19 protein-coding genes are annotated in these 19,372 nt (G+C 72.5%); 15 read left to right on the forward strand and 4 right to left on the reverse strand.

The window, feature by feature from the left end:
* The first annotated feature begins 131 nt into the window (after positions 1-131).
* From mfd to AB0M79_RS20425, 4 genes are all read left to right on the forward strand, one after another.
* The gene (mfd, locus tag AB0M79_RS20410) at positions 132-3,755 is read left to right on the forward strand and encodes a transcription-repair coupling factor (RefSeq protein WP_364216220.1); all 3,624 of its coding nucleotides are present in this window, start codon (positions 132-134) and stop codon (positions 3,753-3,755) included.
* Between the two features lie 73 nt (positions 3,756-3,828).
* Positions 3,829-4,530 (forward strand): hypothetical protein, encoded by a 702-nt coding sequence (locus AB0M79_RS20415; protein WP_364215807.1) that lies wholly within the window; start codon positions 3,829-3,831, stop codon positions 4,528-4,530.
* A 4-nt stretch (positions 4,531-4,534) separates the two neighbouring features.
* Positions 4,535-5,539 (forward strand): nucleoside triphosphate pyrophosphohydrolase, encoded by a 1,005-nt coding sequence (locus tag AB0M79_RS20420; RefSeq protein WP_364215810.1) that lies wholly within the window; start codon positions 4,535-4,537, stop codon positions 5,537-5,539.
* Positions 5,540-5,643: 104 nt separating this feature from the next.
* Positions 5,644-7,251, forward strand: coding sequence for a DUF885 domain-containing protein (locus tag AB0M79_RS20425; protein WP_364215813.1), 1,608 nt, complete (start codon positions 5,644-5,646; stop codon positions 7,249-7,251).
* A gap of 72 nt (positions 7,252-7,323) precedes the next feature.
* Here AB0M79_RS20425 and nudC read toward each other — a convergent pair whose 3' ends face one another.
* Positions 7,324-8,226: an NAD(+) diphosphatase gene (gene nudC / locus AB0M79_RS20430; RefSeq protein WP_364215816.1), complete on the reverse strand. Its 903-nt coding sequence runs from the start codon at positions 8,224-8,226 to the stop codon at positions 7,324-7,326.
* Positions 8,227-8,258: 32 nt separating this feature from the next.
* Positions 8,259-8,951 carry a hypothetical protein gene (locus AB0M79_RS20435; RefSeq protein ID WP_364215819.1) on the reverse strand — a complete coding sequence of 231 codons (693 nt, stop codon included), beginning with the start codon at positions 8,949-8,951 and terminating at the stop codon, positions 8,259-8,261.
* A 340-nt stretch (positions 8,952-9,291) separates the two neighbouring features.
* Here AB0M79_RS20435 and eno point away from each other — a divergent pair, with 340 nt between their 5' ends.
* From eno to AB0M79_RS20450, 3 genes are all read left to right on the forward strand, one after another.
* Positions 9,292-10,575 (forward strand): phosphopyruvate hydratase, encoded by a 1,284-nt coding sequence (eno, locus tag AB0M79_RS20440; RefSeq protein ID WP_357533892.1) that lies wholly within the window; start codon positions 9,292-9,294, stop codon positions 10,573-10,575.
* Between the two features lie 92 nt (positions 10,576-10,667).
* Complete coding sequence (locus tag AB0M79_RS20445; RefSeq protein WP_364215823.1) at positions 10,668-11,306, forward strand: septum formation initiator family protein; 639 nt, start codon at positions 10,668-10,670, stop codon at positions 11,304-11,306.
* 115 nt (positions 11,307-11,421) lie between these two features.
* The gene (locus AB0M79_RS20450) at positions 11,422-11,985 is read left to right on the forward strand and encodes a DUF501 domain-containing protein (RefSeq protein ID WP_364215826.1); all 564 of its coding nucleotides are present in this window, start codon (positions 11,422-11,424) and stop codon (positions 11,983-11,985) included.
* Here AB0M79_RS20450 and AB0M79_RS20455 read toward each other — a convergent pair.
* The gene (locus AB0M79_RS20455) at positions 11,966-12,700 is read right to left on the reverse strand and encodes a hypothetical protein (protein WP_364215829.1); all 735 of its coding nucleotides are present in this window, start codon (positions 12,698-12,700) and stop codon (positions 11,966-11,968) included. The genes AB0M79_RS20450 and AB0M79_RS20455 overlap by 20 nt on opposite strands.
* Before the next feature lie 121 nt (positions 12,701-12,821).
* Between AB0M79_RS20455 and AB0M79_RS20460 the strand changes: the two genes are divergently transcribed.
* Complete coding sequence (locus tag AB0M79_RS20460) at positions 12,822-13,325, forward strand: amino-acid N-acetyltransferase (protein WP_357533884.1); 504 nt, start codon at positions 12,822-12,824, stop codon at positions 13,323-13,325.
* 56 nt (positions 13,326-13,381) lie between these two features.
* The gene (locus AB0M79_RS20465; protein WP_364216223.1) at positions 13,382-14,305 is read left to right on the forward strand and encodes a Ppx/GppA phosphatase family protein; all 924 of its coding nucleotides are present in this window, start codon (positions 13,382-13,384) and stop codon (positions 14,303-14,305) included.
* A gap of 21 nt (positions 14,306-14,326) precedes the next feature.
* On the opposite strand, the gene AB0M79_RS20470 is transcribed toward AB0M79_RS20465, so the two are convergent.
* Entirely contained in the window at positions 14,327-14,755 is a 429-nt protein-coding gene (locus AB0M79_RS20470; RefSeq protein WP_357533881.1) for a hypothetical protein, read from the reverse strand.
* Between the two features lie 78 nt (positions 14,756-14,833).
* Between AB0M79_RS20470 and AB0M79_RS20475 the strand changes: the two genes are divergently transcribed.
* The 6 genes from AB0M79_RS20475 (at position 14,834) to AB0M79_RS20500 (ending at position 19,305) form a co-directional block, all read left to right on the forward strand.
* Entirely contained in the window at positions 14,834-15,166 is a 333-nt protein-coding gene (locus AB0M79_RS20475) for a PadR family transcriptional regulator (RefSeq protein WP_364215833.1), read from the forward strand.
* Between the two features lie 144 nt (positions 15,167-15,310).
* Positions 15,311-16,321: a hypothetical protein gene (locus AB0M79_RS20480; protein WP_364215836.1), complete on the forward strand. Its 1,011-nt coding sequence runs from the start codon at positions 15,311-15,313 to the stop codon at positions 16,319-16,321.
* A 157-nt stretch (positions 16,322-16,478) separates the two neighbouring features.
* Positions 16,479-16,919 carry a hypothetical protein gene (locus AB0M79_RS20485; protein ID WP_364215839.1) on the forward strand — a complete coding sequence of 147 codons (441 nt, stop codon included), beginning with the start codon at positions 16,479-16,481 and terminating at the stop codon, positions 16,917-16,919.
* Between the two features lie 174 nt (positions 16,920-17,093).
* Entirely contained in the window at positions 17,094-17,789 is a 696-nt protein-coding gene (locus AB0M79_RS20490; protein ID WP_364215842.1) for a dienelactone hydrolase family protein, read from the forward strand.
* Between the two features lie 53 nt (positions 17,790-17,842).
* Complete coding sequence (locus tag AB0M79_RS20495) at positions 17,843-18,583, forward strand: uracil-DNA glycosylase (RefSeq protein ID WP_364215845.1); 741 nt, start codon at positions 17,843-17,845, stop codon at positions 18,581-18,583.
* Between the two features lie 8 nt (positions 18,584-18,591).
* The gene (locus AB0M79_RS20500) at positions 18,592-19,305 is read left to right on the forward strand and encodes a DUF4129 domain-containing protein (RefSeq protein WP_364215848.1); all 714 of its coding nucleotides are present in this window, start codon (positions 18,592-18,594) and stop codon (positions 19,303-19,305) included.
* Positions 19,306-19,372: the final 67 nt, after the last annotated feature.

Raw genomic sequence — 19,372 nt, forward strand, 5'->3', positions numbered from 1 at the left:
GGTCCCGGATCCGGCGGGGATAGGCTGGTCGGGCACGCTTCGACCCCCGCCCCTACCGGGCGCGGGGGCGCTCGCGCGTGCCTCCACGATCCGGTGCCTCCCCGTGCCACGCGAGGAAGTGACGTCCCATGATGCTCTCCGGTCTGCTCACCGCCGCCCTCGGCGACAAGGGGCTCGCCCGTGCCCGTGACCTGGCCCGGGCCGGCTTCGGCCAGGCCGACGACCTCGACGTGACGGCACCGCCGGCGCTGCGCCCGTTCGTCGTGGCCGCGATGGCCGCCACGGCCGACCGCGGCGGGGCGGACCGGCCGGTGCTGGCGGTCACCGCGACCAGCCGGGAGGCCGACGACCTGGCCGCCGCGCTGCACAGCCTGCTGCCGCCGGAGCAGGTGGCGGTGTTCCCGTCGTGGGAGACGCTGCCGCACGAGCGGCTGTCGCCGCGGTCGGACACCGTCGGCCGGCGGCTGGCGATCCTGCGCCGGCTCACCCACCCCGAACTGGGCGACCCGCTGAAGGTGGTCGTCGCCCCCGTACGGTCGGTGCTCCAGCCGCAGCTCAAGGGGCTCGGTGACCTGGAGCCGGTCGAGCTTGCCGTGAAGGGCGAGGCGTCGCTCGACGACATCGTCCGGCGGCTGACCGACCTGGCGTACGCCCGGGTCGACCTGGTCACCAAGCGCGGAGAGTTCGCCGTGCGGGGCGGCATCCTCGACGTCTTCCCGCCGGTCGACGAGCACCCGTCGCGGGTCGAGTTCTGGGGCGACGAGATCGAGGAGATCCGCACCTTCGCCGTCGCCGACCAGCGCACGATCGAGGCGGTCGACCGGCTGCACGCCCCGCCGTGCCGGGAACTGCTGCTCACCCCGAAGGTCCGGGCCCGGGCGGCCGAGCTGGCCGAGCAGCACCCGGAGCTGGCGGAGATCCTGGAGAAGCTGGCCGAGGGCATCCCGGTGGAGGGGATGGAGTCGCTGGCCCCGGCCCTGCTCGATGGCACCGGCGCGATGGAGCTGCTGCTGCACCGGATGCCGGCCGGCACCCACGTACTGCTCTGCGACCCGGAACGGATCCGGACCCGCGCCCACGACCTGGTCCGTACGTCGGCGGAGTTCCTGGAGGCGAGCTGGGCGGCGGCCGCGGTCGGCGGCCAGGCCCCGATCGACCTGGGCGCGGCCGCGTTCCGGACGCTGGCCGAGGTGCGCGCCACCGCCGCCACGCTGCGCCAGCCGTGGTGGTCGGTGGCGCCGTTCGGCCTGGTCGAGGGCGAGGCGGCGGCCGGCGAACCGCAGCCGTGGCTGGACGAGCCGGAGGAGGTGGCCGTCACCCCGGACACGAGTGACGCGGTCACCCTCGCCGCCCACCCGACCCAGCTCTACCACGGCGACACCGGCCGGGTCGTCGACGACCTGAAGCGCTGGGTCGGCGACGGCTGGGCGGTCGCGCTGGTCTTCGAGGGCCACGGTCCGGCACAGCGGTCGGTCGAGGTGCTGCGCGACGCCGGGCTCGGCGCGGTGCTCACCGAGACGATCGAGCAGCCGCCGGCCGCCGGCCACCTCGTCGTCGCCTGCGGCGCGCTCAACCACGGCTTCGTCGACGAGGCGGCCCGGCTCGCCGTACTCACCGGCAACGACGTCACCGGCGGCCGGGGCGCGTCGACCCGCGACATGCGCAAGATGCCGAGCCGGCGGCGCAACACCATCGACCCGCTGGAGCTGAAGGCCGGCGACCACGTGGTGCACGAGCAGCACGGCATCGGCCGCTACGTCGAACTGGTGCAGCGCACCGTCAACGGCGCCGAACGCGAATACCTGGTCATCGAGTACGCCGCCTCGAAGCGCGGTCAGCCGGGTGATCGGCTCTTCGTCCCCACCGACCAGCTCGACCAGCTCTCCCGCTACGTCGGCGGCGAACAGCCCACCCTGCACAAGATGGGTGGCTCGGACTGGCAGAAGGCCAAGGCCCGGGCCCGCAAGGCGGTCCGCGAGATCGCCGCCCAGCTCATCCAGCTCTACGCCGCCCGCAAGGCGTCCAAGGGCCACGCGTACGGGCCGGACACCCCGTGGCAGCGGGAGTTGGAGGACGCGTTCCCCTACACCGAGACGCCGGACCAGCTCGCCGCGATCGAAGAGGTCAAGCGGGACATGGAGCAGCAGGCGCCGATGGACCGGCTGATCTGCGGCGACGTCGGCTACGGCAAGACCGAGATCGCGGTACGGGCGGCGTTCAAGGCGGTGCAGGACGGCAAGCAGGTGGCGGTGCTGGTGCCGACGACGCTGCTCGCCCAGCAGCACTACAACACGTTCGCCGAGCGGATGAGCCAGTTCCCGGTCCAGATCCGGCAACTGTCCCGGTTCCAGACGCCGAAGGAGGCCGAGCAGACGCTGACCGCCGCCGCGGAGGGCAGCGCCGACATCGTCATCGGCACCCACCGGCTGCTCCAGTCGGCGACCCGGTTCAAGCAGCTCGGCATGGTCATCGTCGACGAGGAGCAGCGTTTCGGCGTCGAGCACAAGGAACACCTGAAGACGCTGCGTACGGCGGTCGACGTGCTGACCATGTCGGCCACCCCGATCCCGCGCACCCTGGAGATGGCGATCACCGGCATCCGGGAGATGTCGACGATCGCCACCCCGCCGGAGGAGCGGCACCCGGTGCTGACGTTCGTCGGGGCGTACGACGACAAGCAGGTCGCCGCGTCGATCCACCGCGAGCTGCTCCGCGACGGCCAGGTCTTCTACCTGCACAATCGGGTCGAGTCGATCGACCGGGCGGCCCGCCGGCTGCGTGAGCTGGTGCCGGAGGCCCGGGTCGCGGTGGCGCACGGCCAGATGGGCGAGGACGCCCTGGAGAAGGTCATGGTCGGCTTCTGGGAGAAGGAGTACGACGTACTGGTCTGCACCACGATCGTCGAGTCGGGCATCGACATCCCGAACGCGAACACGCTGATCGTGGAGCGGGCCGACCTGCTCGGCCTGGCCCAGCTGCACCAGATCCGGGGCCGGGTCGGCCGGGGCCGGGAGCGGGCGTACGCCTACTTCCTCTACCCGCCGGAGAAGCCGCTGACCGAGCACGCGCACGAGCGGCTGGCCACCATCGCCCAGCACACCGAACTCGGCGCCGGCATGTACGTGGCGATGAAGGACCTGGAGATCCGGGGCGCCGGCAACCTGCTCGGCGGCGAGCAGTCCGGGCACATCGAGGGGGTCGGCTTCGACCTCTACGTCCGGATGGTCGGCGAGGCGGTGCAGCAGTTCAAGGGCGAGCGGCCGGAGGAGGAGGTCGACGTCAAGATCGATCTGCCGGTCGACGCGCACCTGCCGCACGACTACGTCGGCGTGGAGCGGCTGCGTCTGGAGATGTACCGCAAGCTCGCCGAGGCCCGCGACGACGCCCGGCTGCGCGAGGTGGTCGCCGAGATGACCGACCGCTACGGCACCCCGCCGGAGCCGGTGCAGAACCTGGTCGCGGTGGCCCGGTTCCGGCTGCTGGCCCGCGCGTACGGCCTGACCGACGTCTCGTTGCAGGGCCGGCACCTGCGGTTCGGCCCGCTGCCACTGCCGGACTCCAAGCAGATGCGGCTCAAGCGCTACCACCCGGACTCGGTCTACAAGTCGGCGACCGACCAGGTCAGCGTGCCCCGGCCGACCACCCGCCGGATCGGCGGCGAGCCACTGCGCGACCAGGCGCTACTGGACTGGTGCGCCCAGTTGCTCAAGGATGTCCTCGGCGACCCGGCCGGGGCCCGCCCCGAGAACGCGTGAGAGAGTGTCGACCATGCAGCGTGCCCGTCGTCTGGTGTCGATAGCAGTCATTGCCGCCCTTGGACTCGGCGGGATGACCGCCTGCCGGTCGCAGCCGGGCGTCGCCGCGTACGTCGGCGACGGCCACATCACCGAGAAGCGGGTCGACGCGCTCTATAACGACGCGCTCGACCAGTTGACCGCCGTGATCGAGCAGCAGCGGGCCGCCCAGCCGGAGCAGACCGAGGGGCCGACCCCGACCGAGGTCACCCTGCCGATCACCCGGCAGGACATCGTGGTGACCCTGCTCGGCATCGACGTGCTCGGCGGGCTCGCCCGGGAGAAGGGCCTGACCGCGACCCCGATCGCGGTCGAGCAGGTCGTGCAGCAGCTCCGGCTGCCGCCGACCGCGGAGTTCACCCAGCGGTTCGCCGAATACGAGGGCTACGTGCAGGCGCTGGTCGGCGCCTCGCAGCCGGTCGAGCCGAGCGAGGCCGACCTGCGCGACGTCTACGACCGGCTGGCGAAGGGTGGCGGCTTCCGCGACCCGGCGCCGACCTTCGAGGAGTTCGTCGCCACCCTCGGCACGCAGGACCGCCAGACGCTGTCGCAGAGCATCGGCCTGCGCGACGAGGTCTTCGCGCAGGTGCGGAAGGTCGACGCGACGGTCAACCCCCGGTATGCCCCGGCCCAGCTCGCGCTGGTCACCTTCCAGGGCCCCGACGGGCAGCCGCAGCCGCTGGTGATCCTGCCGTTCGAGGCGAAGACCGCCGAGCCCGCGGTCATCAACCGCTGACCGCATGGCGCGGATCGTACTGCTGGTCACCTCGCCCCGCCTGCCGGCCGGTCTGCTGACGGCGGCGGCGTGGGACGTCGTACGCGCCAATCCGGTCTTCGCCGGGGCGGACGGCGAGATGGTCACGGCGGTGCGCGCGGCGGGCGCCGAGGTCACCGTCACCGAGGACCCGGCGGCCGACCTGCTGGCGGTCGCCGGTGCCGGCCGTACGGTGGTCTGGCTCGCCGGCCCGGCCGGTGACCAGGCGCTGGCCCGCGAGCTGGGGCTGCGCCTGGTCCGCGAACCCGGCCTGGCCGAGCTGGAGCTGATGTACGGCTCGTGGGACCCGCCCGGGGCCCGGCTGCTGGACGCGGTGGCCGTGATGGACCGGCTGGCGTCACCAGGCGGCGACCCGTGGAAGCGGGCGCAGACGCATGCCAGCCTGGCCCAGTTCCTGCTCGAGGAGTGCTACGAGGCGTACGACGCGATCGAGGCCGGTGACCTGGACGCGTTGCGCGAGGAGCTGGGCGACGTCCTGCTCCAGGTGGTGCTGCACGCCCGGCTCGCGCAGGAGCGGCCCGAGGGCGAGAGGTGGAACGTCGACGACGTGGCCGGCGGCCTGGTGGAGAAGATGATCCGCCGCAATCCGCACGTCTTCGCCGGCCGCACGGTCGAGGACATCGACGAGATCGTCGACAACTGGGAGCAGATCAAGCGGGCGGAGAAGGCCCGTGGTTCGGCCATGGACGGGATCGCGCTCGCCCAGCCGGCGCTGGCCCTGGCCGCGAAGATCCTGCAACGGGCGGAACGGGCCGGCGTCGCGGTGCCGCTGCCGACCGGTGGCCCGGTCCCCGAGCCCGCCGCCGAGGCGGCGGCGCCGGACGCGTCGGTCGCCGAGCACGGCCTGGGAGTGGAACTGCTGGCGATCGTGGCGCGGGCGCGGGCCGAGGGGCTGGACGCGGAGGCGGCCCTGCGCCGGACGGCGCTCGCCTACGCCGAGGCGGTACGCGCCGCCGAGGGTTCCGTCTGATCGGGCCGGGGCCGCGACACGCCGGCGACCCGTCCGAACAGCTCCCTGATCACGGGGATCGTGGAGGGCGGCGGGGCACGCGGCGGTTGTCGTAGGTTGGCGGGATGCCGCAGTTCGCTCCGCTCGCCGACCGGATCGTCGAAGCGCTCCTCGACAGTGACCCCGCCCTCGCCTCGTCCGCCGGTGACCATCGGGCCGACGACCGGCTGCCCGACCTGTCCACCGACGGTGTCGCCGCCCGGCTCGCCATGCTGCGCGAGGCCGGCAACGCGCTCGCCGAGGTCGACGTCGACCCCCTCGACCGGCAGGAACAGGTCGACCACGCCATCCTGACCGCCCTCGTCGAGCGCCAGACGTTCGAACTGACCGAGGTACGCACCCACGAGTGGGACCCGCTGAAGCACAACCCCGGGCCGCTGCTCTACGCGCTGCTGGCCCGCCCGTTCGCCCCGGTCGACGTACGGCTGGCGAGCCTCGCCGGCCGGCTCGCCGCCGTACCCGACGCCCTCGCGACGGCCCGGGCGACCCTGCGGGACGTGCCGCGTATCCACGCCGAGACCGCCGCCGGCCAGTTCGCCGGCACGGCGGCGCTGGTCCGCGACGAGCTGCCGGCGCTGCTCGACCAGGCGCCCGGCCTGCGCGCCCGGCTGGAACCGGTCGCCCGCGACGCGGTCACCGCGCTGGAGGACTTCTCCGCCTGGCTCCGGGTCGACCGCGGTCCGGGCCGCGATCCGCGGCTCGGCCGGCGGCTGTGGGAGGCCCGGCCCTGGCACACCCTCGACACCGAGCTGCCCGCCGCCGAGGTGCTGCGCCGGGCGCGGGCCCACCTGGCGGAGGCGGGGGAGGAGTTGCGCGCGGCAGCGGCCGAGCTGGTCGGTGGGCCGGCCACCGACGAGACCGTACGGCGGGCCCTGGACCGGCTCGGCGCCGAGCACCCCGACGACGCGTCGATCGTGGCCGCGGCGGCCCGGTCGCTGGCCGCGACGACGGAGTTCGTTGCCGGTCACGACGTGGTGTCGCCGGTGACCGATCCGTGCGTCATCCAGTTGATGCCGGAGTTCGCCCGGGGCGTCGCGGTCGCGTACTGCGACCCGCCCGGCCCGCTGGAGACCGCCGACGTGCCGACCCTCTACTGCATCGCGCCCCCACCGTCGGACTGGCCGGCGGAGCGGGTCGAGTCGTTCTACCGCGAATACAACAACCACATGATCGAGAACCTGACCGTCCACGAGGCGATGCCCGGCCACTTCCTGCAACTGGCCCACGCCCGGCGGTTCCGTGGCACGACCCGGGTCCGGGCGCTCGGCTGGTCGGGTCCGTTCGTGGAGGGCTGGGCGGTCTACGCCGAGCAGGTGATGACCGAACTCGGGTACGGCGGCCTGCCGGTGCGGCTCCAGCAGCTCAAGATGCGGCTGCGTATGTCGATCAACGCGATCCTCGACCAGCTCGTGCACTGCGAGGACCTGTCCGAGGCCGACGGGATGGCGCTGATGACCGGGCCGGGATTCCAGGAGGAGGGCGAGGCGGCCGGCAAGTGGCGGCGGTCCCTGCTCACCTCGACCCAGCTCTCGACGTACTTCGTCGGCTACACCGAGGTCGCCGAGATCGGCGCGCGGCGGCCGGCCGGCCGGACCCGGCGCGAGTGGCACGACGCGATGCTCGCGCACGGCTCGCCCCCACCTCGCCACCTCCGCACCCTGCTGGACGTCTGACCCACCCAAGATCCGCGTGATCAGGGATCGAATCGAGCGTGTCGCCGGCGTGCCGGGGTACGAACTCCCTGATCACGCGGATCTTGGCCGCCTGATGGCGTCGTCGATCAGCCAGCGGGAGATCGAGTACGCCGGCGGGATCTCCGTCGGCAGCCGGTCGAGCGGGAACCAGCGGGCGTCGGCGAGTTCGGTGCCGTCGACGACCGGTTCGGCGTCGGCGGCGCAGACCGCGTGGAAGCCGGCGAGCACCACCCCGGGACCGGACATCGCCCACGGTTGGCTGCCGAAGTAGGTGACCCGGTCGACGGTGAGTCCGACCTCCTCGCCGACCTCCCGGTGCACCGCCTCTTCGAGCGACTCGCCGGCCTCGACGAACCCGGCGACCAGCGCCCAGATGTCGGTCGGCCCGTACGTGTGCCGGACCAGCAACAGTTCGTCGGCACCGCCGGCCGGGCCGGGCCTTCGGATCGCGGCCAGGATGGCGGGGGAGAGTTGCATCGGCACGTAGAGCGAGCAGGACGGGCAGCGGCGTGCGTGCTCGCCGGGCACGTCGGCCAGTTCGGTCGCGCAGGCGCCGCAGAACCGGTGGGTGCGCCGCCAGGTCATCACCTGCAGCGCCCGGCTGGCGAGTGCGGCGTAGGGCTCGCCCAGTTCGGCGGCGAGCGCCGGCCAGCCCAGCCAGTGACCGAGGCCGTCCCCGGCGGGCTCGGGGCGGGCGCCGTCCCGGCCGGTGCCGGTGGTCGGGGGGTGGGCGGCCGGGGCGGTTTCGGACCCGGCCGGCACGCCGGCCCAGACCCGGGCGCCGTCGAGGGTGCCGAGCGGGATCCACTCGGTGCCGGCGGGCAGGTCGCGTACGGCGGGAAACCCGCCCGCCGCGCCGACCAGCAGCTTCCGGCCGTCGACCAGCAGGCAGAGATCGTCCGGCAGGGCGGGACCGGTGCCCAGGGCGTCGGGGACGAACCGCCCACGCACCACGGACCCGACCGGCGGGCGTGGCGGCGGCACGGTCATGGGTGGCCGGCGCGCCGGTCGACGACAGTGGCCTCGGCGGGCACCTCGAAGGCGTCCGGGTCGACCGCGTCGCGCAGCCGGCTCATCGCGAGTTCGACCGGCTTGCCCTCGACCACCCCGCGGAAACTGCCGAGGACGCCCTCGGTGGTGACGCAGGCGGTGAAGTCCGACGCGGCCACCTCGCCGACCTTGACGCAGGTGGCGTGCCGGCCGGCGACCGTGGTGTCGGTCTGCTCGATGACCGCGTCCGGGTCGAGCGCGGCCGTGGTCAGCATGTTGATCACCATGGTCGGGGTGACCAGCCCCTGGTTGCCCGCGTTCTGGAAGACCGTGATGGCGGGCTTGGCGCTCGGCGACGGCGGCGGCGTGATGGTGCAGGTGGTGCGGTCCTCGGTGACGCAGATGACGGTCGCCTCGTCGGTGACGGTGAGCTTGCCGCCGGGATAGGTGTAGGCGGCCCGGACCGGCTTCTGTGCCTGGACGATGCTCGCCGTCTGGCCGCCGGCGATCTGGTAGTCGGCCGAGTACGTCAGCTCGGTGGACCGGTCGAGCCGGGCGGCGAGGTCGTTCACCAGCTCGGCGCGGTCGATCACCTGCCCGGCGTCGCCCAGCGTCTGGCACCCGGAGAGCAGCATCACGGCGACTAGCGATCCCACGAGGACGCGGGGCAGGGACGGGTGGGCGGGCATGGCCCCCAGCCTTGCCGATGGGGTGAAGTCCGCGCAAACCGGTTCCCGCAATATGTGACCCTGGTGGCTAAATGTCGGAAAGCTGACTCATGCGGGTTGCGTACCCGCGGCCCCGGAGGCGACGCCCGGCCGCCAACCGACGCCCGATACGCTGCCTGTGAACGCCCAGCCACGCTGTCCCGGGCCGCAGAGCCGACCGCAACGGCCGGACGCTGCCAGGCCGTGCCGCCGTGGCGGGAAAGTAGGCTCAGCCGCACCGTCGCGGCCCGACCGGTAAGCCCCGGCCGTGCCGAAGCGGCCCAGGGGACTCGTAGGAACCCGACAACGAGGAGCGACCACAGTGGCCACCATCGAGGGGATCGTCGCCCGGGAGATTCTCGACTCGCGCGGCAACCCGACCGTCGAAGTCGAGATCGGGCTGGACGACGGCACGATCGCCCGCGCCGCCGTGCCGTCCGGCGCGTCCACCGGCGCGTTCGAGGCGGTAGAGCTGCGCGACGGCGTGAAGGACCGCTACAACGGCAAGGGCGTCGAGAACGCGGTCGCCAACATCGAGGACCGCATCGTCGAGCAGCTCCTCGGCTACGAGGCCAGCGAGCAGCGGCTGATCGACCAGAAGCTGCTCGACATCGACGGCACCGCCGACAAGTCGGAGCTGGGCGCGAACGCGATCCTGGGCGTGTCGCTGGCCGTGGCGAAGGCGGCGGCCAGCAGCGCCGAGCTGAGCCTCTTCCGCTACCTGGGCGGCCCCAACGCCCACCTGCTGCCGGTGCCGATGATGAACATCCTCAACGGTGGGGCACACGCCGACTCCAACGTCGACGTGCAGGAGTTCATGATCGCCCCGATCGGCGCGCCGACCTTCCGCGACGCGCTGCGGTCCGGCGCCGAGGTCTACCACGCCCTCAAGGCCGTCCTGAAGAAGAAGGGCCTGTCCACCGGGCTCGGCGACGAGGGTGGCTTCGCGCCTGACCTGCCGTCCAACGCCGCCGCCCTCGACCTGATCGCCGAGGCGGTGCAGGCCGCCGGCTACCAGCTCGGCACCGACATCGTGCTGGCGCTCGACGTCGCCGCGACCGAGTTCTACAAGGACGGGTCGTACGTCTTCGAGAGCGCCCAGAAGAGCGCCGACGAGATGGTCAACTACTACGCGAAGCTGGCCGAGGCGTACCCGATCGTGTCGATCGAGGACCCGCTGGCCGAGGACGACTGGGCCGGCTGGTCGGCGATGACCGCCTCGCTCGGCAGCAAGCTGCAGATCGTCGGCGACGACCTCTTCGTCACCAACCCGCAGCGCATCGCCCGGGGCATCGCGGAGAGCGCCGCCAACGCGGTGCTGGTCAAGGTCAACCAGATCGGTTCGCTGACCGAGACCTTCGACGCGGTCGAGCTGGCCCACCGCAACGGTTTCCGGACCATGATGAGCCACCGCTCCGGCGAGACCGAGGACACCACGATCGCCGACCTGGCGGTGGCCACCGGCAGCGGCCAGATCAAGACCGGCGCACCGGCCCGTTCCGAGCGGGTCGCGAAGTACAACCAGCTCCTGCGGATCGAGGAGGAGTTGGCGGACGCGGCGCGCTACGCCGGAGCCGGCGCGTTCCCGCGATACCGTTCTGCGTAGCATCCCGTCGATCCCCGTGGTCGTGGCGGGTGCCGGCGGGTAGCCGGCCACGACCACGGGGTCACGGAGCACCTCGGGGAGGGGGCGCGACGATGGCGCAGCGCCGCACACCAAGCGGTCAGGGCCCGGCCCGCCGGCCGGGCCAACCGGGCCGGGGCACGACCCGCCGCACCGGCCGGCCGGCCGCCCGTGACTTCGGCGTACGCGTCGACGCGCGGGGCGGATCCGGCCGTACGCCGGGAACCGGCCGGACCACCGACGGGCCGCGCTCGGCCAGCCGGCCGGCCGCCGCCCGGCGGGCCGCCGCCGGCGGTGCCGCCAAGCGCACCACCGCACCACAGCCGCGCCGGATCACCGGCCGGGCGACGGTCCTGATCGCGGTCCTCGTCGCGCTCGCCCTGGCCTACACCTATCCGGTACGCCTCTACCTCAGCCAGCAGTCCGACATCGCCCGGATCGAGGCGGCGCAGGCGGCCCAGCGCGAGCACATCGACGAACTCGCCGAGCGGGCCGAGCTGTGGCAGGACCCGGAATACGTCAAGACCGAGGCCAGGAAGCGGTTCTACATGGTCATGCCGGGTGAGGTGCCGATGGTCGTCCTGACCGATCCCGAGGGGGCGGCCCGGGACGCCGGCGTCGAGCCGGCCGGCCCGCCCGAAGACCCCGCACCCTGGTACGACACGCTGTGGGCGAGCATCCAGGCGGCGAACGACGAAGGCCAGCACCCGTGAGCGCGAGGAGTGCAGCGCAGCGGAGCCCCGCAGTCGTGAAACGAAGGGCTGGTGCTGTGAGCGCGAGGAGTGCAGCGCAGCGGAGCCCCGCAGTCGCGAACAAGAGGAAGACGGCATGACGGTTGAGCCACCCGCGGAAGCGGCCGCCGCGGCCGTACCGCCGCCGGTGCGGGAACCGGCGACCGAGGCCGACCTGGCCGCTGTCGGCGCGCAGCTCGGTCGGCCCCCGCGGGGTACCCGCGCGGTGGCCCACCGGTGTCCGTGCGGGCTGCCGGACGTGGTCGAGACGACGCCCCGGCTGGCCGACGGCACCCCGTTCCCGACGCTGTTCTACCTGACCTGTCCGCGGGCGACGGCCGCGTGCAGCCGGCTGGAGTCGGCCGGCGTGATGAAGGAGATGGCGGAGCGGCTGGCCGATGACCCGGAGCTGGCGGCCCGCTACCTGGCCGCCCACCACGACTACCTGACCCGGCGGGAGGCGATCGGCGAGGTGCCGGAGATCGCCGGGGTGTCCGCCGGCGGTATGCCGGGCCGGGTCAAGTGCCTGCACGTGCATCTCGGCCACGCGCTGGCCGCCGGCCCTGGCGTCAACCCGTTCGGCGACGAGACGCTCGAACTGGTCGAACCGTGGTGGACCGGCGGCCCGTGCGTCGACGTGCCTACGACTGGATCACACTGACGTCGACGATCTCCGCGCCGGCCGGCGGGGCGAACGCGGATCCGTCGACCCGGTCGGAGTAGCCGCTGAGTTCGAGCGAGGCATTCTCGCCCGTGTCGGTGGTGCCGTTGAACGCCGCGAGTACGCCCGACTCGGTCACGCAGACCGAGAAGTCCTGCGCCACCGTGTCGGCCGCGGCGTTGGGGTCCTTGATCCCGGTCACGTCGGCGCACAGCGACTTCTGGCCGGCGATGGTCCGCTCGGAGGTCTCGACGTCGGCGTCGGGAACCAGCGCCGCGAGGGCGACCATGCCGAGCGCGATCTCCGGGGTGATGAAGCCGGGTCCGGCCACTCCCGCGAGCAGGGTCGGATCGCCGGTGGCGGCGGCGTGGTTGGGGGCCTTCTGGCAGGTGACCCGGCCGGCGGTCGGGCCGCAGAAGATCATGTGTTCCGGTGTGAAGATCATGCGGCCGTCGCCCTTGACGGTCGCGGTGTTCGGCGGCTGCTGCACGTAGCTGACCGTGTCGCTGTCGCTGCCCTCGATCCGGTATTCGGCGGTGTAGGTGAGGCCGGCTGCCTTGCCGAGCCGGTCGGAGAATTCCGACAGGACGCCGGCGGTGTCCACCACGTTCCGGACGGTGTCGATGACGCCGCAGCCGAGCGAGCCGACGGTGAGGACGACGGCGGCCGGGATGGCGACGAAGCGCGCGGCGAAGGGTGCGCGGGGCGTTGTCATGTTCTCACTGTCGGCTTCGATCGGCCGCCGTCGACATTCGCGGTGCGGGCCCGACACGAATCCGGGATTCCGGACCGCCCCGGCGGGTCGGCCCGGATCCGGCGGTCCTAGTTTGGTGGGCATGGATTTCGTCGTGCGCCGGGCGCGTACCTCGGACGTGCGGGTCATCCGCCGGTTGATCGACACCTACAGCGGTGGCCGGCGGATGCTCAGCAAGGCCACGGTCACCCTTTTCGAGGACATCCAGGAGTTCTGGGTGGCGGTCCGGACCGAGGACGGGGCGGTCGTCGGCTGTGGCGCGCTGCACGTCATGTGGGAGGACCTGGCCGAGATCCGTACCGTCGCGGTCGATCCGGACTGCCGGGGCATGCGGATCGGTCACCGGATCGTCGACGCCCTGCTGGCCACCGCCCGCGAACTCGGGGTGGCCCGGGTCTTCGTGCTGACCTTCGAGACGCGCTTCTTCGGCTCGTTCGGGTTCGTCGAGATCGACGGGGCGCCGGTGCCACACCAGGTGTACGAGCAGTTGCTGCGCTCGTACGACGAGGGGGTCGCCGAGTTCCTCGGCCTGGAGCGGGTCAAGCCGAACACGCTGGGCAACGTACGGATGCTCCTGCACCTGTGACGGCGGGCCGGCGCGCCGGGGGCGACGTGACCTCGTAGGGTTGCGGCGTGACGAGAGTGGCGGCGATCGACTGCGGCACGAACTCGATCCGGCTCCTGGTGGCCGACCTGCCCGGGCCGGACGCCCCGCCGGGCGCGCCGCTGGTCGACCTGATCCGGCAGATGGAGATCGTGCGGCTCGGGCAGGGCGTCGACCGCACCGGCCGGCTGGCCCCGGAGGCGATCGAGCGCACCCGGGCGGCGCTGGTCGGCTACGCGGAGCGGATCGAGTCGCTCGGCGTCGACCGGGTACGCATGTGCGCCACGTCGGCGTCCCGCGACGCGTCGAACGCCGACGACTTCCGGGCCATGGTGCTCGACACGCTCGGGGTGGCGCCGGAGGTGGTGACCGGTGTCGAGGAGGCACGGCTGTCGTTCACCGGGGCCGTACGCGGCCTGCCCGCCGATGCCCGGCCGCCGTACCTGGTCGTCGACATCGGCGGCGGTTCGACGGAGTTCGTGGTCGGCGGTGCCGAGGTCGAGAGCGCGGTCTCGGTCGACATCGGTTGTGTCCGGATGACCGAGCGGCACCTGCACGGCGATCCGCCGAGCGCGGCCCAGGTCGCGGCGGCCGAGGCCGACATCGCCGAGGCGGTCGACCGGGCGCTGGCCGTCGTGCCGGGTAGGGAGGCCGCGACGCTGGTCGGCCTGGCCGGTTCGGTCACGACCGTGGTCGGCATCGCGCAGGAACTGCCCGAGTACGACCCGGCCCGCATCCACCACGCCCGGGTGTCGTACGAGGCGGTGGCGAAGGTGACGGCCGACCTGTTGACCCGGTCGGCGGCCCAGCGGATGGAGATCCCGGTGATGCATCCGGGCCGGGCCGACGTGATCGGTGCGGGGGCGCTGGTGCTGCGGGTGATCATGGAGCGGGCCGGGATGACCTCGGTGGTGGCCAGCGAACACGACATCCTCGACGGTATTGCCTGGAGCCTCGCCTAGTTGGGCGGGCGCCGGATCGGCTCAGCCGGAGCGGCGCATCTCGGCGCGGAACTGTTCGCGCGGCTCGGCCTCGTCCCGCGACCACCACCAGCCGTAGCTGACCGCGCCCGGCTGCGGAACGGTGAGCGTGATCCGGGCGACCATCGGCCCCTCGTACGCCGTGAACTGGTTGGGTGCGGTCTGCGCGAAGCGGACCACGCCGGGCAGTTTCAGGCAGGCGACGTGGAGTTCGGGCCGGCCGCCCTCGCCGACAACGAGCACGGTGTGTTCGACGTGCTGGAGGCCGTCGCGGTCGCTGGTCGCCTCGTAGTCGAGGATCAGGGCCCGCCCGTGCACCGCCGAGGTGACCGCCATCCGGGCCACGAACGGGCCGCTTTCGGGGCCGTCGCCCCGGCCCCGGTAGACGCCGGGCGCGGCGGCGAGGCGGCTGAGGAGTTCGTTGGCAGGCACGGCGTCAGATTAGCGGCAACACGCCAGCGGGTAGCGCGCGGTTGACGCTACTGTGTAATGCGAAGTAGCGTTCAGCCCGTGGACACCACCCAGTTGCTCAAGGGCGTGCTGGATCTGGCCGTACTCGCCGTGCTCAGGGATGAGGACGGCTACGGTTACGACATCCTGCGCCGGCTGCGTGCCGCCGGGCTCGACGAGGTGGGCGACGCCTCGGTCTACGGCACCCTGCGCCGCCTCTTCCAGTCCGGTTTCCTGACCACCTACGTCGTACCGAGCGAAGAGGGGCCGCACCGCAAGTACTACTCGCTCAACGCCGCCGGCCGCGACCAACTCAACCGCAGCACCAAGGTCTGGCGCGAATTCGCCTCCACAATGGACACCTTGCTGGACGATCGGGGGATGGCGGCATGACCGAGCCGCGCGAGGGAATCAGTTGGCTCAGGTTGCAGTCGTGCGGCTGCCGAGCGGAGCGAGGTGCCGCATGAGTGAGCGGAGCGAGCGAGTCAGTTGGCTCAGGTTGCAGTCGTGCGGCTGCCGAGCGGAGCGAGGTGCCGCATGACCGTCATTAGTGGACCGGAGATCACTCGCTACGTGGAGCAGGTGCGGGCGGCGCTCGCCGACCTGCCACCGGCGGTTCGCGACGAGCTGCTCGAAGACCTGCCGGAGCATCTCGCGGAGATCGCCGCCGAGGGGGAGGGACCGCTGGCCGACCGGCTCGGCTCGCCGGCCGCGTATGCCGCCGAACTGCGGGCCGCCGCGAACGTCCCGGTCAAGGGGCCGGCACCCAACCTCGACGACCGGATCGCCGGGGTCGTACGCCGGACCCGGGGGCAGATCAAGGCGGCCGACACCCGGCTCGGCCCGTTGATCGGCTATTCGCAGGTCTCCGACTTCCTGCGGCTGCTGCGGCCGGCCTGGTGGGTGCTGCGGGGCTATCTCGCCGCGATGCTGGTCGCGTTCTTCGTCAACGGCGGCAGCCTGTCGCTGGTTCCGATCGTGGACAGCACGATCTTCGGCACCCTGTTCCTGATCGTCGCCTTCGTGGTCGGCTCGATCTGGCTCGGCCGGCGTGGCTCCGACCGCCTGGGCCGGTGGCAGCGGCGCGGGCTGCACGCCGCCGGGATCGTGGTGGCTGTCTTCGGCTTCGTGGCGTTCGTCGACTCAGACCCGCCGCCGACCTACTACCAGCCCACGTACAGCGACCCCTATTCCGAGGTCCGCGACGTGTACGTCTACGACGAGCAGGGCCGGCTGATCCAGAATGCCCGGCTGCTCGACCAGGACGGCCGGCCGATCCGGCTCGGCCATGCGTGGTGCGAGGAGGCCATGCGGGCGGAAATCGAGGGAAGTCCAAAGCGGACCTACCCGTACTGCCCGGAGGGCGCCCCCATCAAGCCGTTCAGCACGGTGCCGGAAGCACCTTCGGTGCCGCCGACGCCGACGCCGGTGCCGTCGGAAGCCGCGCCGACCGACCCGGCGCCGACCGGGCCGGACCCGTCGCCGACCGCGACGGCCGATCCGTCCCCGGCTACGCCTGATGTGCCGGAGCCCACAGCGACCGGCTGAAGGGTCCCGGATCGGCCCTAAACGATCAACTGTTCGGTCGGGTCAGGCCGACCGGCCGTATCGATCATGTCGATTCCGTGGAATCGGGTCGATGATTGTCGGTGGTCCCCGTTACGGTGTCGCCTGCCAGATCAACCCCCATGGAAGGAAACCCTCCGTGTCTGAGCAGGTTGCACCGCCGCCCCCGCCGCCGGCCGGTGCCCCCAACCCCTCGATGACGCCTCCTCCGCCGCCGGCCCCGCCGTCGCGCGGCAAGGCGTTCCTCGGCGGCATCGCCAAGCAGATCATCGGCGTGGTCGTGGTTCTCGTCGTGATCGCCGTCGGCGGCTTCATCTGGAACAACCTGACCGGTGCCCCGTCGACGGCCAACGTCGGTGATTGCATGGTCGGCCAGAGCGCGGACGACCTCAAGACGATCGACTGCGGCGACGCCACGGCCGAGTGGAAGGTCGTCGGCAAGATTTCGGACAAGACCGAGATCGAGGCCAAGGATGTCGAAACCGTCTGCGCCGCCCACCCGACCACCCAGGTCAACTACTGGGAGGGCAAGCCGGGCGCCAAGGGCGACGTGCTCTGCCTGGAGCCGGTCGCCGGGTAAGAACCGCCAACCGGTTCGATGAAGCCGGCGGCGACGGGGCACACCTCGGGTTAAGAGGAGGTGTACGCCACGTCGCCGCCGGCTTCCGCGTTCCTGTCCGGCATGACAGGCTGACGGCCACGCAAGACCACTGTGCGACCAGCCAACGATGACTGACCGACAGGAGGACGGCCGATGGGCGAAATGGTGAGTTACCGCAGCAACGGCGGGACCAGTGAGGGCTACCTCGCCCTGCCGACAGGCGAGCGGTCCTCTGCCGCCCCGGCCGTCATCGTCATCCAGGAGTGGTGGGGCCTGGTGCCGCACATCACCTCGATCGCCGACCGGTTCGCCGAGGCCGGATTCGTGGCCCTGGCCCCCGACCTCTACCACGGCAAGTCGACCAGCGAGCCCGACGAGGCCGGCAAGCTCATCATGGGGCTGGCGATGGACCAGGCCGCCAAGGACATCGGCGGTGCCGCCGACTACCTGGCGCAGCGACCGGAGGTCAACGGACGGGTCGGCACCGTCGGCTTCTGCGCCGGCGGCAGCCTCGCGCTGTGGTCGGCGACCCTGTCCGACCGGATCGTGGCGACCGTCGGGTTCTATCCAGTCCTGCCGTGGGAGCGGATGCGTCCGGAGTGGACGGACTACGCCGGCAAGGCGGCGGTCATCCACTGCTCCGAGGAGGACGGCACGTCGGCGGCCGAGGGCGTGGTCACGGCGTCACGCGCCATCGAGGCCGCCGGTGGCGAATGCGCGGTCTACGACTACCCCGGCACCCGGCACGCGTTCTTCAACGACGACCGGCCGGAGGTCTTCGACCGGGCGGCCTCGGCCAGCGCCTGGGCCCGTACCTTGGAGCTTTTCCGCACCAGACTCACCGCCTGATCGGACCCGGCCCCGGTCTGGCAGCATGGGGCGGGTCGAGCAGGGGAGGGTACGTGGTGAGTCGTACCGCTGCGGACGTCGTCGCCGGCGCCCGGCGTGCCGGCGACCTCGCCGCACTCGACGCCGCGGTGGCCGACTGCTTCGCCTGCCCCCGGCTGGTCGAGTGGCGCGAAGAGGTCGCGACGACCAGGCGGGCGGCGTTTCGCGACCAGGTCTACTGGGGCCGCCCGGTGCCGGGCTTCGGGGCCGGCGACGCCAGGATCGGCATCCTCGGTCTCGCGCCGGCCGCGCACGGCGGCAACCGCACCGGTCGGATCTTCACCGGTGACCGCTCCGGCGACGTGCTCTTCGCCGCGCTGCACCGCGCCGGGCTGGCGAACCAGCCGACCAGCCTGGCCCGCGACGACGGCCTCACCGTGCGCGGCACCCGGATCTTCGCGGCGGTGCGGTGCGCGCCGCCGGACAACAAGCCCACCCCGGCCGAACGCGACACCTGCGCGCCGTGGCTGCACCGGGAGATCGAACTGATCAGGTCGACGCTGCGGGTCGTGGTCGCCCTCGGTGCGTTCGCCTGGGCCGCGTGGTGGCCGGCCATGACCCGGGTGTACGGCGTACGCCCGCCCAGTCCACGCCCGGCGTTCGGGCACGGCGCGCACTGGTCGCCGCCGGCGCCGGTCCCGCACCTGCTGGGCTGCTATCACGTCAGCCAGCAGAACACCTTCACCGGACGGCTCACCCCGGCGATGCTCGACGAGGTGTTCGGCCGGGCGAAGACCCTCGCCGGGCTGGATTGAGGGCCACCATGGATGCCAACTCGTTGCGCCGGCTCTGGCCGCTTGCAGTCGTCGCGCTGCTGCTCGCGGTGACGGCGGTCGCCGCCGGCCATTCGTCGCTCGAGTTCAGCCGCGTCGAGCCGACGGTCGACAACGACGTCGTACCGGGGCTGCCCGACTACTCCCAGGAGCGGGAGCTTCCGTCCTTCCCGCCGGAGCCCAGCGCGGTCGCCGCGGCCGAACCCACCGAACTGCCGGACTGGCTGGCCCCGCTGGCCGCCACCCTGTGTGTGCTCGCCGTCGTGGTCGCGGTCGGCCTGCTGGTGTGGGCGATGCTGCGGGACAGGCTGGGGCGCCGGACCCGTCGCGTCCGGCCGGACGCGCCACGACGGGCCGCCGGCCGTACGGCCGAAGAGGTGGTCGCCGCCGTCGACGCCGGCCTGGTCGACCTGTCCGACGCCGACTCCGACCCGCGGCGCGCGGTGATCGCGTGCTGGTTGCGGCTGGAGCAGGCCGCCGCCGCGGCGGGTGTGCGGCGTGAGGTCGGCGACACCCCGACCGATCTGGTGACCCGGTTGCTCAGCGGCAACCGCGGGGTCAGTGCCGACGTGCTCGGCCCGTTCGCCACCGTCTACCGGGAGGCGCGCTACGCCACCCGTACCGTCGACGAGCGGATGCGTACCCAGGCCCGGGCAGCCCTGCAACGGCTCCGCGGCGAACTCACCACGGAGGTAAAGCCGTGACCGAGCGGAGCGAGGGGGCGGGGTGAGCGAGCGGAGTGAGCGAACTGGTCGGCTCAGTTCCAGTCGC

Source organism: Polymorphospora sp. NPDC051019, assembly GCF_040683055.1.
GTDB lineage: Bacteria > Actinomycetota > Actinomycetes > Mycobacteriales > Micromonosporaceae > Polymorphospora > Polymorphospora lycopeni.